This is a genomic window from Lactiplantibacillus plajomi, from assembly GCF_005405405.1.
Taxonomy (GTDB): domain Bacteria; phylum Bacillota; class Bacilli; order Lactobacillales; family Lactobacillaceae; genus Lactiplantibacillus; species Lactiplantibacillus plajomi.
Genome location: NZ_BJDZ01000030.1, coordinates 23,368 through 37,715, shown reverse-complemented (window position 1 = coordinate 37,715; position 14,348 = coordinate 23,368). Strand labels below are relative to the sequence as shown.

16 protein-coding genes are annotated in these 14,348 nt (G+C 51.5%); 9 read left to right on the top strand and 7 right to left on the bottom strand.

The window, feature by feature from the left end; genetic code table 11:
• Positions 1–114: 114 nt before the first annotated feature.
• Positions 115–759: an LVIS_2131 family protein gene (locus FFM82_RS11410; protein ID WP_137645937.1), complete on the bottom strand. Its 645-nt coding sequence runs from the start codon at positions 757–759 to the stop codon at positions 115–117.
• A gap of 196 nt (positions 760–955) precedes the next feature.
• On the opposite strand from FFM82_RS11410, the gene FFM82_RS11405 reads away from it, so the two are divergent.
• Positions 956–1,273: a hypothetical protein gene (locus FFM82_RS11405; protein ID WP_137645936.1), complete on the top strand. Its 318-nt coding sequence runs from the start codon at positions 956–958 to the stop codon at positions 1,271–1,273.
• A gap of 81 nt (positions 1,274–1,354) precedes the next feature.
• On the opposite strand, the gene FFM82_RS11400 is transcribed toward FFM82_RS11405, so the two are convergent.
• Positions 1,355–3,067, bottom strand: a complete 1,713-nt coding sequence (locus tag FFM82_RS11400; RefSeq protein WP_137645935.1) for a glycoside hydrolase family 13 protein — start codon at positions 3,065–3,067, stop codon at positions 1,355–1,357.
• Between the two features lie 150 nt (positions 3,068–3,217).
• Here FFM82_RS11400 and thrC point away from each other — a divergent pair, with 150 nt between their 5' ends.
• The 7 genes from thrC to FFM82_RS11370 all read left to right on the top strand — a co-directional run bounded on the left by thrC (position 3,218) and on the right by FFM82_RS11370 (position 10,475).
• Complete coding sequence (thrC, locus tag FFM82_RS11395; RefSeq protein WP_137645934.1) at positions 3,218–4,711, top strand: threonine synthase; 1,494 nt, start codon at positions 3,218–3,220, stop codon at positions 4,709–4,711.
• A gap of 18 nt (positions 4,712–4,729) precedes the next feature.
• The gene (locus FFM82_RS11390; protein ID WP_137645933.1) at positions 4,730–5,530 is read left to right on the top strand and encodes a Cof-type HAD-IIB family hydrolase; all 801 of its coding nucleotides are present in this window, start codon (positions 4,730–4,732) and stop codon (positions 5,528–5,530) included.
• A 194-nt stretch (positions 5,531–5,724) separates the two neighbouring features.
• Positions 5,725–6,564 (top strand): hypothetical protein, encoded by an 840-nt coding sequence (locus tag FFM82_RS11385; RefSeq protein ID WP_137645932.1) that lies wholly within the window; start codon positions 5,725–5,727, stop codon positions 6,562–6,564.
• Between the two features lie 26 nt (positions 6,565–6,590).
• On the top strand, positions 6,591–7,589 hold the full coding sequence (locus tag FFM82_RS13785; protein ID WP_225425699.1) for a glycosyltransferase family A protein: 999 nt from the start codon (positions 6,591–6,593) through the stop codon (positions 7,587–7,589).
• A 165-nt stretch (positions 7,590–7,754) separates the two neighbouring features.
• Positions 7,755–8,921 (top strand): CDP-glycerol glycerophosphotransferase family protein, encoded by a 1,167-nt coding sequence (locus FFM82_RS13780; protein WP_225425698.1) that lies wholly within the window; start codon positions 7,755–7,757, stop codon positions 8,919–8,921.
• A gap of 305 nt (positions 8,922–9,226) precedes the next feature.
• Entirely contained in the window at positions 9,227–9,859 is a 633-nt protein-coding gene (locus FFM82_RS11375) for a pentapeptide repeat-containing protein (protein WP_225425696.1), read from the top strand.
• Between the two features lie 91 nt (positions 9,860–9,950).
• Positions 9,951–10,475: a YdbT family protein gene (locus tag FFM82_RS11370; protein WP_137645931.1), complete on the top strand. Its 525-nt coding sequence runs from the start codon at positions 9,951–9,953 to the stop codon at positions 10,473–10,475.
• A 51-nt stretch (positions 10,476–10,526) separates the two neighbouring features.
• On the opposite strand, the gene FFM82_RS11365 is transcribed toward FFM82_RS11370, so the two are convergent.
• From FFM82_RS11365 to FFM82_RS11345, 5 genes are read right to left on the bottom strand one after another with little or no spacing between them, the layout of a single operon-like run.
• Positions 10,527–11,138 (bottom strand): sugar O-acetyltransferase, encoded by a 612-nt coding sequence (locus tag FFM82_RS11365; RefSeq protein ID WP_137645930.1) that lies wholly within the window; start codon positions 11,136–11,138, stop codon positions 10,527–10,529.
• Complete coding sequence (locus tag FFM82_RS11360; protein WP_170178287.1) at positions 11,135–11,710, bottom strand: NUDIX hydrolase; 576 nt, start codon at positions 11,708–11,710, stop codon at positions 11,135–11,137. The genes FFM82_RS11365 and FFM82_RS11360 overlap by 4 nt, the downstream gene beginning before the upstream one ends.
• Positions 11,711–11,727: 17 nt before the next feature.
• Positions 11,728–12,096, bottom strand: a complete 369-nt coding sequence (locus FFM82_RS11355; RefSeq protein ID WP_137645928.1) for an HIT family protein — start codon at positions 12,094–12,096, stop codon at positions 11,728–11,730.
• Positions 12,097–12,107: 11 nt separating this feature from the next.
• Positions 12,108–12,854 carry a 3-oxoacyl-ACP reductase gene (locus FFM82_RS11350; RefSeq protein WP_137645927.1) on the bottom strand — a complete coding sequence of 249 codons (747 nt, stop codon included), beginning with the start codon at positions 12,852–12,854 and terminating at the stop codon, positions 12,108–12,110.
• A complete protein-coding gene (locus tag FFM82_RS11345) occupies positions 12,854–13,075 on the bottom strand; it encodes a DUF2829 domain-containing protein (RefSeq protein WP_137645926.1) in 222 nt (73 codons plus the stop codon). Before FFM82_RS11345 ends, FFM82_RS11350 begins: the two co-directional genes overlap by 1 nt.
• Before the next feature lie 168 nt (positions 13,076–13,243).
• Here FFM82_RS11345 and FFM82_RS11340 point away from each other — a divergent pair, with 168 nt between their 5' ends.
• The gene (locus FFM82_RS11340) at positions 13,244–14,332 is read left to right on the top strand and encodes a DUF871 domain-containing protein (RefSeq protein ID WP_137645925.1); all 1,089 of its coding nucleotides are present in this window, start codon (positions 13,244–13,246) and stop codon (positions 14,330–14,332) included.
• Positions 14,333–14,348: the final 16 nt, after the last annotated feature.

The following is a 14,348-nucleotide window of genomic DNA, read 5'->3' as shown; positions in this document are numbered from 1 at the left end:
TCAAGTCTCATTTAAAATCAAAATTACAAAAAAGAACCCAATTCGTAAATGAATTGGATTCTCAAATTAGTCCTCATCAACACCGGTTGACAAAGAGCCGAATTCATTTAATCCTTATTCCGTTTGAATGTCCGTCGTGTTAATAAATGACTGCGCTGGTACCCGAATCAGCCAGCGGGTCATCGCTTGGTGACCCACGTGAATCCCCAAGCCATTAATAAAGGACGGTTGGTAAGTGGCCGTCATCTTGACGACGTAGGCCCGTTCGTGCGCGCGGTCCTGCTTTGCCAATGCCTTTTGTGACCACGGGATCCCCGCATCCGCAATTTTGACCTGTTTCAAACTGCTGACCACGGTCGCCTTATTACTGGAGACCGTGTACTTGGCCCCGTTAACCCAGTAATGGTAAATGTGAACGGGCTTCTTGGTCGTCCCACGATCAACGGCCATGTAATACGAAGACGCGCCGTCCGCACCCACTTGCAAGACCATTGGTTCGTACTTATACGTCACCTTGACGGCCTTCTTGTCTTGAAGATCGACCTGGTGATTAAAAGTGACGTAACCCATGCCAATCAACAGACCGAAGCTCACAATCAGTTCACCGACCGTGATGGCTAGGCTTTGCCATTCAAACGTGTGCTTACGCTCCACGATCATCTTGATCCGGCGCACGCGAATATTATGAAATACCCACACGACCAGTGCTAAAACAACAATCCAAGCAATGATTCCAATCCAGTTCCAAGCAGAAGTCATTGATAGGCCAACCCTTTCTCTAATGCGTGATTATGGTTTAATTGTAAATAACTCCGGGCTAAATAACAAGTAATCCCGTTAAAATGCCCGCTAAAATTTAGTTGACGGATTTTGTGAAAAAAATCACCCGCCCCTCCCCATGTAACCGAATTCATGGTAAAATAAGGGTATCAACTTGTAGAAAGAAGGAATACCGATGATCGCATCGCTGATTTACTGGGTCGTAGTGGTTGGCCTGATTGTCTGGGGTGTGTGGATGGCCATTTTATCCGCATACTGGGCAAGCCAAAAACAAAACGGCAACATTTTCTTTATTGCAATTATGAATACCTTAGGGTTGCTTGCCGGCCTACTGGTTTGGTGGGTCTTCAACAACCCCGACTGGCAAAACTACTGGTTCTCCAGCACGGTCGACACCACCAACCTGCTGGGCATCACGTTGATCTGCTACGTTGTCCTGATTGTGATTGAATTCATCCAGGGACGGGCTATCAAACCGGCACCCGCAAAATAAAGTTCAACTAACTGGTTTAGTTTCGTGATTAAACCAACAAAATCCCCGTTAAGCAATCGCTTAGCGGGGATTTTGTTCAAATTATTCAATCATAAAGCCTTGCGGGGCGAGCTGGCCATCCTGCCAACCGTTAGCAAGTTTTGGCGTTGCGTCGGCTATCGTCAGCGCCGTCTCCCCCAAATTGAAGTGGGCGGTCAGCGTCGTCCGCGCCGACTGCCGGATCAACGTCACGCTGGTCGCCGTCGTTTGCCAGCTAATCGTGCCGTTTTCCAAACAATCGGCGTGCTGCTTGCGAAAGGCAATCAGCGTCTTAACAAAGTCGCGCATGGCCGCCTCGGTCGCGTCCGGCTGCCAATCCATGCAGCGCCGGTTATCCGGGTCCGCGCCACCGGCTAAGGCCACTTCGGTTCCGTAATACAAGCACGGACTTCCCGGAAGCATTATTAGTAACGCTAACGCGGCGCGGGTCGCGGCCAAGTCCCCGTGCAAAGTGGTCAGCAGCCGCGGCGTATCATGGGTATCCAGAGCGTTAAACATCACCTGCTGATTTGGCCAACGGTACTGGCTCAACTGTAAGTTTGTCTTACCCACGTAGGTCGCGGGGCTCAGCGTGTGGTTAAACAGTGCGGTAATCGGGGTCGTCAACGGGTAGTTCATCACCGCGTTGAACTGGCCATTACCGACCAAGGCCTGACTGCTGTGCCAAGCTTCGCCGAGTAAATAAACGTCCGGTTTAACGGCCCGTAATTCACCGCACAGTCGCCGCCAGAAGCCGTGATCGACCTCATCAGCCACGTCGAAACGCCAAGCGTCAATCCCGAACTGTTCGATCCAGTACTTGGTCACACTGATCAGGTAATCCTGAACCGCCGGGTTTTGCGTGTTAACTTTCGGCATTTCCGCCCCGGTCGCAAAGGTCTCGTAATTCAAGCGGCCCGTCTGGGAATCACGTCCCACCGGCCAACCGTGAACGTGAAACCAGTCGGCAAAGCGCGACTGCTGCCCGTTTGCCACGACGTCCAGCCACTGTGGCGACTCGGCGCCAAAGTGGTTAAACACCGCGTCCAACATGACCCGCATTCCGCGGGCGTGGGCGCCGTCAACTAGGGCTTTAAAATCAGCCTTGGTGCCAAAGTGCGGATCAATTTCAAAGTGGTCGACCGTGTCGTACTTGTGGTTCGATGGCGACGTAAAGATTGGGCACAGGTATAACCCGTTAACGCCGAGGTCTTGAAGGTCGTCCAGGTGCGCCGTGATCCCCTGTAAGTCACCACCGTAAAACGAGTCGCGGTTAACCGGCCCGCTGCCCCACGGTGCGACCGTTGCCGGGTCATTTTGGGGGTTACCGTTAGCAAACCGTTCTGGGAATATTTGGTACCACACCGTTTGTTTGACCCAGGCCGGTGGCAGTTCGGCGTCACTGACGTGTAGGTAAGGCAGGTGGAAATAGTGCCCCGCAACCGTCCAATTATCGGTCGTATCGTCAAAAAAGCCGTCGTCACCGTAACCGACCGTCTTACCCGCACGATCCGTGATGCGAAAACCGTAAATCAGGCGGTTCGTCGGCACCGTGACGTGTAGCGACCAGTACTGGTTACTTTGCGTCGCCAAGTCCTGGCGCATCGTTGTCGTCTGCATCGGCGTGCCTTCCTGCCAAAGGTACATATCCGCGTACCGAATTTCAACCTTATCGATGTCATCGAGAGCCGTCTTCACGCGAATGATCACTTGGTGGTCGGCCACTACGGCGACGTCTTCACTTTCGGGACGGTGGTCAATTCCAGCTAATATCATGTTGTTCACTCCTCCAGAAACCGGTTACAATTATCGTAACCATTAACTTCATTATGATAACCAATTCAACTTGATTAATGAAAAAACCACCCGTTGAATGGCATTTTAGTGTATCATTTAATCAAAATCACATTGAAAGGACGTTCATCCATGGAAACACTCTATCGCAGTACTCGTGAAACTGCAAGCCACACCATGACTAGTTCACAAGCCGTTTTACAGGGGCTGACCCCGGACGGCGGCCTCTTTGTCCCGTTCGAACTGCCCCAAGCCAACTTCGACTTCGACCAGCTCGCCACCATGTCCTACCCCGAAGTTGCCTACGAGGTTTTAAAACTGTTTTTCACCGACTACACCGATGCCGAACTGCACGCTTGTATCGACGCGGCGTACGGCGATCAGTTCGATGATCCGGCCATCGTACCGGTCACGAAACACGGTGAACAATACTACTTAGAACTATTCCACGGACCAACAATTGCGTTTAAGGACCTCGCACTCCAAATCCTACCGCACCTGATGACCACCGCAGCCAAGAAAAATCATTTGGACCGCGACGTGGTGATTCTGACCGCGACCTCCGGTGATACCGGTAAGGCCGCCATGGCTGGCTTTGCCGACGTCGAACAGACCAAGATCATCGTCTTTTACCCGAAAGACGGCGTTAGTGCCATTCAAAAGCAGCAAATGGTTACCCAGGTCGGGGATAACACCTACGTCGTTGCCATCAACGGTAACTTTGACGAAGCCCAAACCAAAGTCAAGGAGCTATTGAACGATTCCCAGCTCCACGCCGAACTCGCCAACCACCAGTTCCAATTTTCCAGTGCTAATTCGATCAACATCGGGCGGCTGTTCCCGCAAGTGGCCTACTACGTCTACGCCTACGCCCAATTGATTCACCAGGGACAGATCAAGAACGGTGCCAGCGTCAACTTTAGCGTACCGACCGGTAACTTTGGCGACATCTTAGCTGGTTATTACGCGAAACAACTCGGGACACCCATCCACAAACTGATTTGTGCCTCGAACCGGAACAACGTTTTGACCGACTTTTTCAACACTGGCACGTACGACAAGAACCGTCAATTTTACTTAACCAGTTCACCGTCAATGGATATTTTGGTCTCCAGCAACTTGGAACGGCTCGTCTTCTACTTAACCGGTAGCGACCCGGTCGCCACTAAGCGCTTGATGACCGACTTACAGACGAACGGCAGCTACACGATCAGCCCGGCGATGCGCGCCAACCTGACCGATTTCTGGGCGGGCTTCGTGACCGAGAAACAGGACCAAGCCGCCATTCACCACCTGTACGATGCGCACCACTACGCCATTGATCCGCATACGGCGGTCGCAACGGCGGTGGCTGACCAGTACCGCCAAGCGACCCGCGACGAACGGCCAATGGTCATCGTCTCGACGGCCAGCCCGTACAAGTTCCCCCACGCCGTTTTGACGGCGATTACCGGCGCCCCGGTAACGGTCGACGGGTTAAGTGCGGTCGACCAGCTACACGCGTTGATTGAAACCCCAATTCCGGCAACCGTTGAAGCCTTACGTACGGCGCCAGTCCGCCATAAACGCGTGACCGACCCAGCCGCGATGGGGACGACCATCAAATCAATTTTAAACCTCAATTAGTTAGGAAGCGGGATGCACATGATTACCACCATTGCGTTAGATTTAGATAACACCTTGTTAACTTCAGAAAAAACGATTTCGCCACGAACCGAACGGGCACTCAAGCAGTTACACGCCGCCGGCAAACGGATCATCTTATGTACCGGCCGACCGATCAAGGCGATTCAGCCCTTCTTACAACAACTGGCGCTAACCCAGGCCGACGATTACTCGATCACCTTCAACGGTGGTCTGGTGATTCAAAATACCACTAACGACGTATTAGCCCGGACCAGCGTTTCGAAAACGGACTTGCAACCGCTCTTTGAACAGGCTAAGACCCAGGGTTTCCACTTGGACGTGATCGACTTACAACGGGTCTATTCCCTGACCGACCTCGGTAAGTCACCCTACGAAGAATTTATGAACGGCCTGATGCCGTTTGAAAACGTGACCTTTGCCGACCTGCCCGCCGACGACCGTTTTGGTAAGATCGTCAGTGCCGGCAAGGACGCCAAAACCATTCAGGAAGCCCTCCCGGCAACCATTACCGACTTCTTTCACGTGGTGCCTTCCCGGCGGACGTTGCTCGAATTTTTACCGCCGCACACGGATAAAGCCAGCGGGCTAAAAGCACTGCTGGGGCACTTCGGTGAAAGCTTTGAGAACCTGATGGCTTTTGGTGACGAAGAAAACGACCTCGGGATGTTAACCGCCGCTAAGGTCGGCGTTGCGATGGAAAACGCTATTCCAGAAGTTAAAGCGGCTACCAACGCCTTGACGGCTAGCAACGACGCCGACGGGGTTGCGGTCTACCTCGAAAAGTATTTCGATTTATAATTTTTATTTTAATATTTTAAAACGATCAAAACTGGAAATTTTATGCAGTTTTGATCGTTTTTTATGTCCATTAAATACCGCGAATCTAACAAGTATGTATAATATTGTTTGTTTATTATCTTTACAGTTATCCGGCTTTGTGCGTTAATGAAGACGTATATATTTATAATTTAATTTTTTAGGAGAAATTATAGATGCAATTATTGATTAACATCGTGAGCGTCGAGCCATTCGACTGGAATAATCTGAATCAATTAGTTCAGTCGATTAGGCACCAGCAAACAGATAACGTTAAAATTCAGCTAGCCGATGACCTAGCGCAAGCTTTAACCGATGAGCAACGTCAGGCACTCGTCACTAACCCAACGACCGAATGGCCCACTAGTGCCACAACCTACGTCCTTAACTTGTGTCCCAGCGATCGACTACTCCCCGGCGCGATTGCTCAATGGCAAAGCGTTCTAACTGAACACCCGCACACCGCCATCAGCTTAGCGACTTTCAATACTGCCACACCGGTTACCGAGCAAGCAGAAAGTTACCTCGCCCGGCACACGGACAATCTCCTGTTAGATACCTACTTACGCATGAGCAACGCTGAAAACGTTTGGCCGCAACTCTGGGGGCTACAAAACTATTCGCTTCAAGGTAATCTAAAGAGTTTTAAATACCTATCCCAGCGGCTCCGGCCAACTGGCATCATCTTACCCGCTGACCAGTTAGCTACGACCTACCCACTAGCAGCCGTATCACAAAACTTGCAACTTTTAAATCAACAAACGGAAATCATCCGCCTTCACGTTCCAACAATTCAGTTAACAAGTTGGTTCCATACCGTTCCGCTAGAGTGGGCTGCCCAGTTAGAAGCCGCGCTGACCGTGCCGTTAACTCCCGATTGGCAACCACAATACCTGAAATACTACCGGTCACAACTTAAAAAACTAATTAATGATAAGTCTGACGCCCCCCTAACTGATACGCAGCGCCAAAAACTAGCGAATCAGTTAGAACGGACACCCGAAATGGAAGCCTAATCGTTACGATTTAGAGAGGAATCTATATGCTGTACAGTTTAATCACCCCCTGCTTGCCAACTGAATTACCCCAGTTACATGCACTTAAAGAGAATTTGAATCGCCAAATCACCCATAACTTTGAATGGCTAATTGCTTGCAATCAGCCACTTGATTTAACGAGTTCGACTTGGCAAGCCCCGTTTCCAATTCGCCAAATCCAATTTCAACCGACAACGATCGGTGCGGCTAGAAACGCTGCAATAGCAGCTGCAACTGGCGACTGGTTAGTCTTCATCGATAGTGACGACTACTTGCTACCAGCCGCACTGAGTGAAGTCGCAGCCATTATCCCGGTTCGCTCACAGGCGACCTTATACGATTTGAACCAGTACCCAACTTACGAACCCCACGACGCGTTTTTAACCAGTCACCAAACCAGTGACGCTCAGGATGACATGCCTAAATGGGGCGGCTTGAAGCGTCAACGGCCGAAACGGCACGTCGTTAGCATGGCCACTAATGCCATCATTCCACAGGCCCAACAACTAGATCCCGTCGTTTTAAACTGGTTACAACATCGTTATTATGAACATACCGGTAATCAACGTTGGACGGGCATCAACCGCCAGTTGAAAGTCACCGGTAAAATCGTTGCACGCCAACTGGTCAATGACCACGATTTGAAGTTTGATGAAAAAAACACGTTGTACCCCGACGGTGCCTTCATGGCAAACGTGCTCCGTTTAACCACTAGTACGTTGCGCTTAAGTAAGCCATCTTACGTTCGTGTTAAGCATAACGATCCCATTAACGCACCATCCGTTCATCAACTCGATGACCCGCAACGATGGACAAAACGGGTGCTGGACTGGCAAGCCGCTTTAGCCCAACTTGAACCCGGTTCTGCCGGCTTCAACGCCATCAGTATTCGCAGCCTACACCGTTTGCACTGTTACCTATACGCCGCGTTAGCAACCCACACCCGCACGGTAGCTACTGAGCAAGTCAACGAGCTAATGGCAACCTTGCAAAATTTGTTGTAACAAATTCCGGACGACTTAATCAAGCAAACCCTTCACGGTCAAAGTCGACGAATTTTAATAAAAATCAAGCGACGTGGGCAATGCCCGCAACGAGCAATTAACCAGCTCGTTCGGTTACGCGAGTTAAATCGGGTTATTCGTCACCGCGGCCGGGGAAGCACCAAGTTGGCATACCAGTGGTGGTTCACGAAGTTGCCAATTAAGCCCAAAACGATTTTTTACGAATCGTTTCTGGGACGCAACTATTCGGATAGCCCCAAGGCGATTTACGAATACTTACAGGCCACCTATCCTGGCCAGTTTAAGCACGTCTGGGTCATGAATAAGGGCGTCACCCCCAACCCGGGACACAACCCGAACACCATCGTGGTTAAACGGTTCGGCTGGCGCTACATGTACTACTTAGCCACAACTAAATTTCAGGTTATCAACATGCGCCAACCTAAATGGTTCGTTAAGCGGCCGGGAACCAAGTTCCTGTCAACCTGGCACGGAACGCCGTTAAAGCACTTGGTCTTTGATATGGACAACGTGGCTAGTGCCAACCCACTGTACAAACAAATCTTTTACCACCAGTCACGCCAATGGGATAACTTGATCACGGCCAACCAGTTTTCAGCCGACGTCTTCGAGCACGCCTTCATGTACCCGAAGGAACGGATGTTGAAATCAGGTTATCCCCGCAATGACATTCTCAACGCACCAGATAAGGACGCCCGGGCGAAAGCCATCAAGCAAAAGCTCGGTATTCCGTTGGATAAAAAGATCATTCTGTACGCCCCGACTTGGCGCGACGATGATTACTACGGTGTCGGTAACTATAAATTCACCTTAAAATTAGACATTGCCCGTTTACGGCGGGAGCTCGGTGACGATTACGTCCTAGTCTTAAGAACCCACTATTTCATCACTGAACACTTGGATACAACTGGCTTTGGCGATTTTGTTTTTAATGAATCCAGTTACAACGACATTTCAGAACTTTACTTAATTTCTGACGTACTGATTACCGATTATTCTAGCGTCTTCTTCGACTACGCTATTCTTAAGCGACCGATTTTATACTTTGTTTACGATTACGAAAAGTACGAAGGCGTATTACGGGGATTCTACCTTGATATGACAACCGACCTCCCCGGCCCACTGTTAAAAACCAATGACGATGTCATGGCCGCACTACACGACTTACCCGCGTTGAAGCGCGAGTATGCCGATGCTTACCAACGCTTCAGTCACCGGTTCAATAACTGGGAAGACGGCCACGCCAGCGAGCGGGTCGTTAACGCCTTTTTCGGGGATGCGCTACCACCGAAGACCCAAAATTCAAAGTAAATTCAAAAAGCTGTCGGCGTTGCCGACAGCTTTTTGCCTACTTGACCCTGCACGTCCACCAAACCAACACTCAGCTCACAACCGTTGTCCTGACGGCTTCTACGGTGGGCTAAAATAGATTGAACCGGTGATTTCTAAAATTTTAGTGATAAATTAGGCCCATCATTGTGACCCAGGCGTCTTTTGCGGATTATTCACCCGGGATTGCCCGGGCCAATCCCATTTTGATCAACTAAGCGGCTTAGTTTTTTCTCATTTAACTAATCACGAAACTTGGTATCCTTTAACCATTGGAGATGATTTTATTGGACCAACCACGTATAGCCCCCGCAACCTTAATTGCGGCGGACTTTGAGCAAATTTATCAGGATGATGACCACTTACTCAGTCACTGTCGCGTCGAAAATACGACCATTCCCGCTACACCGATCGTTCACCCGATGCTCGAGCAGGTTTACTTTAAAAACGTGAACTTTAGCGGGCGGACTTTTGAACGCCTCGAATTGACCGACGTCATTTTCGACGGTTGTGACTTTTCCAACTGCCACTTCGAGGGCGCCAGCATTTTCCGAACCCGCTTTACGGGTTGTAAATTAATCGGCGTCGACTTGACGAAAGCCGTCCTCAACAACGTCAGTTTTGACCAGTGCCGGCTCGACCTCGCCATTCTTTGCGAAATGAAATGGAAGGTCGTCAACTTTACGGCATGTGCGCTGACCGATGCCAGCATCATGCAAGACCACTTCACCCGCGTTAAGTTCGACCATTGTCAATTAGACAAAGTTGCCTTTAACCAGACGAAACTAAAGGGGGTCGACCTCAGCAGCTGTTCCTTCGACCGGCTCGACTTAGAAGCTGCGATGGCCCGCGGCATGACCGTCAACCTTTACCAAGCCGCTAACCTAGCCGCCTACTTTAACGGAATCCACGTTAAATAGCACCACCGTGAATTAATGTTGGGACGTCACAGTTTCCAAGTATTTTCGTGTCAACTTACGGTAAACTATTAATTAAAGTGAGGCGAAAACAATGACCCGCTACCAATTTCACTATTCCCGCTTAGCCCAACTGACCAACGGTACGTTGGGGGCCGGCCTATTACTGGTCGGCAGCGCTCTCAATCTGAGCCCGTCCTTTTCTTGGCTGCTGCACTTGTTCGGTCTGGTCCTAGGGTTGGCTGGCATTGCCGTACTGGTAATTGCTGGCTACCGGTTGCTTGGTGATCCGGTGGTACTGGCGGTCACCGCTGACGGCATTGATTACTACTACGGAACCTTAAACCGGCACAAACGGATTCACCTACCGTGGTCAAACATCCGTACCATTAAAATCGGTGACGTCACCTACCACCAGCAAACCGACTACGGCACGCTGCCGCTCAAAGTCGAGTACGTGACGATTACGGTCACGCCCGGTTTCTTAGCTAGCTACAGTGCCCTCAAGGATAACCTGTTTTTAAGTGGCGACGACCTGCGCATCGTGACCAGTCAACTACGGCACTTTCGCGTTCAAAAGCTAACGGCGGGGATTGACGCCTACCGCGATCAAGCGTGAAAAAAACTGGCTGCCAGCAATGACTGGCAACCAGTTTTTTAGTTTTTAAAATTATTTTAGTGACGTTAATTTAAAGTCTTCGCCGGTAAACCCGGTCCGGTCGACCACCGTCACCGGTCGCAATACCCGGCACGGATTCCCCGCCGCGAACACGTTGGCCGGAATATCGTGGGTCACGACACTCCCGCCACCAATTATCGTGTTTTTACCGATTGTCACTCCCGGTAAGACCGTGACGTTCGCCGCTAACCAACAGCAATCGCCAATCATAATCGGTTTTGCCACGCAACCGCCCGCGACACGTGCCTGCGGGTCAATCATGTGATTACTCGTGTACAAACCAACTTTCGGTCCAAACAGCACGTGGTCACCAATGTTAATTGGTGCGCCGTCCAACAAGACGCAGTCGTAGTTGGCAAAGAAGTGGTCGCCCACGTGGACGTTCCGGCCGAATTCGACCCGAAAATTCGGGTTAACAAACGGCGCCACGCCGGCCGACCCGATCAACTCACGCAGCAGCCGTTCCTTCTCCGTCCGGTCGGTGGTGGCGTTAAGGGCGTTGGTTTTATCCGTTGCGGTGTCCCGCAGCGCTTCTAATTCGGCGTCCTGATCCTGATAAGGTTGACCGGTCGCCATGTAACGAAACTTTTCGGTTAAGTTCATGCCCGTTCCTCCGGGCGAATAAAGTTGAGGTACCAAGTCAACGCGCAGACGCCCTGCGCCGAATGAATCCGCCCGGTTTTCAAGTAGTCAATGACTTGGGTGAGCGGCACCAACGCGGTATTGACGTACTCGTCGTGGTCAAAGTGCTTCTCGCCGTGCTCGCTTGGATCGATATGCGTCAAAATCAAGTTGACCGTTTCGTTGGTAAAGCCTTCCGAAGAACTAATCTTAGTCATTAGCCGCGGCTGGCGGGCAATGTAGCCAGTCTCTTCGCGCAATTCGCGCTTAGCCGCCGTCAGCGGGTCCTCACCCGGGTTAGTCAAGCCGGCCGGTAAACTAATCGTTTCGGCATTGCGACCGACCCGGTACTCGGACCCCAACACGACGCGGTCATCCGCGGTGATGGCCAAAATCGTTACGGCGTTGCCGTGGTCGATCAAGTCCCGTTCGACTTTCAAGCCGTCTGGCGTTTCAATTTCCTGTTTAACTAAGTCAAAAATCGGGCCGTGATAAACCGGCGTCTGCTTCAAAACTTTGCCGGGTCGCCCCGCTTTTTCAAAATATTCTACCATCGTTATCCCTCTTCATCTCAAAAATCAGTCGTTTGCGACACCATTAGATTGCGCACCCCGCCCCGTGGGTTGACCACGTCCCCCGGGTAGCGCGGGATCAGGTGAACGTGACAGTGCATCACGGTCTGTCCGGCGATTGGCCTGACGTTAACACCCACGTTATACCCAGCCGGATGCCAGCGCGCGTCCAACACCTGTTTAGCCTGAGCCACGAGCGCCCATAACGCGGCGGTATCGGCGGCGGGCACGTCGAACAACGTCCGGTAATGGTGTTTTGGAATAATCAGCAGGTGGCCCGGACTGACCGGTTGCTGGTCGTAGAAGGCCGCCGCCCGCTCATTTTCTAATAAGTATGGTTGTGGTTGACAAAACACGCACGCTTTCATTAGTTCACCCGCTATTTCTCAAGCCAACCGCCGTCAATTGGTACTACCGTTCCGTGCAGGTAAGCCGCGTGGCGACTCGCCAAAAATAACGTTAGGTCGGCAACTTCTTCCGGCTGCGCCCAGCGTTTCGCCGGCGTTTGCTCCGCGACCCACTGGGCCATCTTACCGTCACCGGCAAAGTCGGCAGCGTTCATCGGCGTATCAATCGCACCGGGGGCAATGCAGTTAGCGCGAATCCCCTTAGCAGCGTAATCTAAATCCAACTGCTTGGTATACCCGATAATTGCGTGCTTAGCGGCCGTATAAGCCGCGCCACCGCCACCCGCAACTAATCCGGCAATCGACGCCATGTTGACAAAGACGCCGTGGTGCTGTGCCAGCATCGCCGGCAAGGTCGCGTTGGTCACCAAGTATTGGCTGGTTAAGTCGGTCGCTAAGATGTCTTGCCAAGCCGCTAAATCAGTTGCCAGCGTCGGCTGGTAACCGTCCAACTTTCCCGCCGTATTGCAGACAATCTGGGGCGTACCGAGCGCCGCCATCCCGGCCTGAATGGCACTGGTTAACGCCGCCGCATCGCGGACGTCGGCTTGCTGCCAGTTGACAGCGGCGTTGTCACCGATTTGTGCCGGTAGGTCCTGACGGTCAACGGCGATCACCCGCGCCCCCTGCGCTAAAAACGCCCGCGTCTGCGCGAGACCGATTCCCGAAGCCGCCCCGGTGATCAGCACGGTTTGGTCCTTAAATTCCGTAAATTGCATTAGTCAACCAGTTGCCAATCGGTGGCTAAAATGTCACAGTCGGTTGGTGACCACATACTGTAGGCTTCATCCGCCGTTTTGATTAAAAAATAGGGGTTCAACGGGTCCCCGTCAAACGTAGTGGCCGCTTGTAACGCAACGAATAGTTCGGTGCCCTCCCAACCGGTCCGTACGGCCTTCTTGCCGGCCTTTAATTGCGGTAAAATTGCTTCAAATGTCATGTGATTTCCTCCCGTGTCGTTTACACAAATCCTATCATAATCGGCGGGTAAGTAACAGCGGCAAAATTCGTACCAACAAATCGGTTTTTATGCTGGTATGGACCAATTGAATGTGCGATAATGTAAGCGAATACAGAAAACTAATCTCATTCACGGAGGATATGACTTATGAGTAAACTAGGTGTTTCGGTTTATCCCGAACGATCAACATTTGAAAAGGACGCGGCTTACTTGGATTTAGCCGCTAAGTACGGCTATCAACGCGTTTTTACGTCGCTACTAGAAATCAAGGGCAACCAAGAAGAAGTTGTCAGCAACTTCAAGCACGTCATCGGCCACGCCAACCAACTGGGCATGCAAGTCATGGTCGACGTGAATCCCGACCTGTTCAAGCAACTCGGCGTTTCCTACGATGACCTCAGCTTTTTCCACGATTTAGGCGCGTGGGGCGTCCGCTTAGACCTCGGGTTCACGGGGCAGGAAGAAGCCCGCATGACCCATAACCCGTTCGGCCTTAAAATTGAAGTCAATATGTCCAAAGGCACCCATTACGTGGACACGATTATGGATTACTCCCCCGAAAAGGATAACCTGCTGGGTTCGCATAACTTCTACCCCCAAGAATATACCGGCCTAGGTTACGACTACTTTGTTCAGGCTTCTGAACAATACCGGCAGTACGGTATCAATACCGCCGCCTTCGTCTCTTCCAACGCGGCGACCTATGGCCCGTGGCCGATTCAAGACGGCCTGTGCACGTTAGAACAACACCGGGGCATGGCAGTAGCTGCCCAGGCACAACACCTTAAAATGACCGGCCTGATCGACGACGTGCTGATTGGCAACGCCTACGCCAGTGAAGCCGAATTAAAGGCCGTCAGCGACGTCTTCTTCAGTCCTTACCCAATTCTGCACGTTCAGACGGTCAGCGACCTCGCCCCCGCCGAAACTAAGGCGTTGTTCGCCCAACCACAAACTTACCGTGGCGACTTTTCGGACTACGTCATCCGCTCCTCAATGACGCGGGTCCTCTATAAAGATGCCGACTTCCCGGCCCACCACACCGACGACGTGCACGCTGGCGACGTGCTAATTGCCAACAACGATTTTGGTCAGTATAAGGGTGAACTTCAAATCGCCCGCCGCGACTTTAAGAACTCCGGACGCATCAACGTCGTCGGTCACGTTAGCACGAGTGATCGTGCTTGCCTGGCACTGTTACAACCGTGGGCCGACTTTCAATTACAAGCTGAATAATTTGTCTTAAGGGGGA

Excerpts from the sequence above, each read along its gene's own strand:
- FFM82_RS11410 (WP_137645937.1), bottom strand. The coding sequence starts at position 759 with ATGACTTCTGCTTGGAACTGGATTGGAATCATTGCTTGGATTGTTGTT.
- FFM82_RS11405 (WP_137645936.1), top strand. The coding sequence starts at position 956 with ATGATCGCATCGCTGATTTACTGGGTCGTAGTGGTTGGCCTGATTGTC.
- FFM82_RS11400 (WP_137645935.1), bottom strand. The coding sequence starts at position 3,067 with ATGATATTAGCTGGAATTGACCACCGTCCCGAAAGTGAAGACGTCGCC.
- thrC (WP_137645934.1), top strand. The coding sequence starts at position 3,218 with ATGGAAACACTCTATCGCAGTACTCGTGAAACTGCAAGCCACACCATG.
- FFM82_RS11390 (WP_137645933.1), top strand. The coding sequence starts at position 4,730 with ATGATTACCACCATTGCGTTAGATTTAGATAACACCTTGTTAACTTCA.
- FFM82_RS11385 (WP_137645932.1), top strand. The coding sequence starts at position 5,725 with ATGCAATTATTGATTAACATCGTGAGCGTCGAGCCATTCGACTGGAAT.
- FFM82_RS13785 (WP_225425699.1), top strand. The coding sequence starts at position 6,591 with ATGCTGTACAGTTTAATCACCCCCTGCTTGCCAACTGAATTACCCCAG.
- FFM82_RS11370 (WP_137645931.1), top strand. The coding sequence starts at position 9,951 with ATGACCCGCTACCAATTTCACTATTCCCGCTTAGCCCAACTGACCAAC.
- FFM82_RS11365 (WP_137645930.1), bottom strand. The coding sequence starts at position 11,138 with ATGAACTTAACCGAAAAGTTTCGTTACATGGCGACCGGTCAACCTTAT.
- FFM82_RS11360 (WP_170178287.1), bottom strand. The coding sequence starts at position 11,710 with ATGGTAGAATATTTTGAAAAAGCGGGGCGACCCGGCAAAGTTTTGAAG.
- FFM82_RS11355 (WP_137645928.1), bottom strand. The coding sequence starts at position 12,096 with ATGAAAGCGTGCGTGTTTTGTCAACCACAACCATACTTATTAGAAAAT.
- FFM82_RS11350 (WP_137645927.1), bottom strand. The coding sequence starts at position 12,854 with ATGCAATTTACGGAATTTAAGGACCAAACCGTGCTGATCACCGGGGCG.
- FFM82_RS11345 (WP_137645926.1), bottom strand. The coding sequence starts at position 13,075 with ATGACATTTGAAGCAATTTTACCGCAATTAAAGGCCGGCAAGAAGGCC.
- FFM82_RS11340 (WP_137645925.1), top strand. The coding sequence starts at position 13,244 with ATGAGTAAACTAGGTGTTTCGGTTTATCCCGAACGATCAACATTTGAA.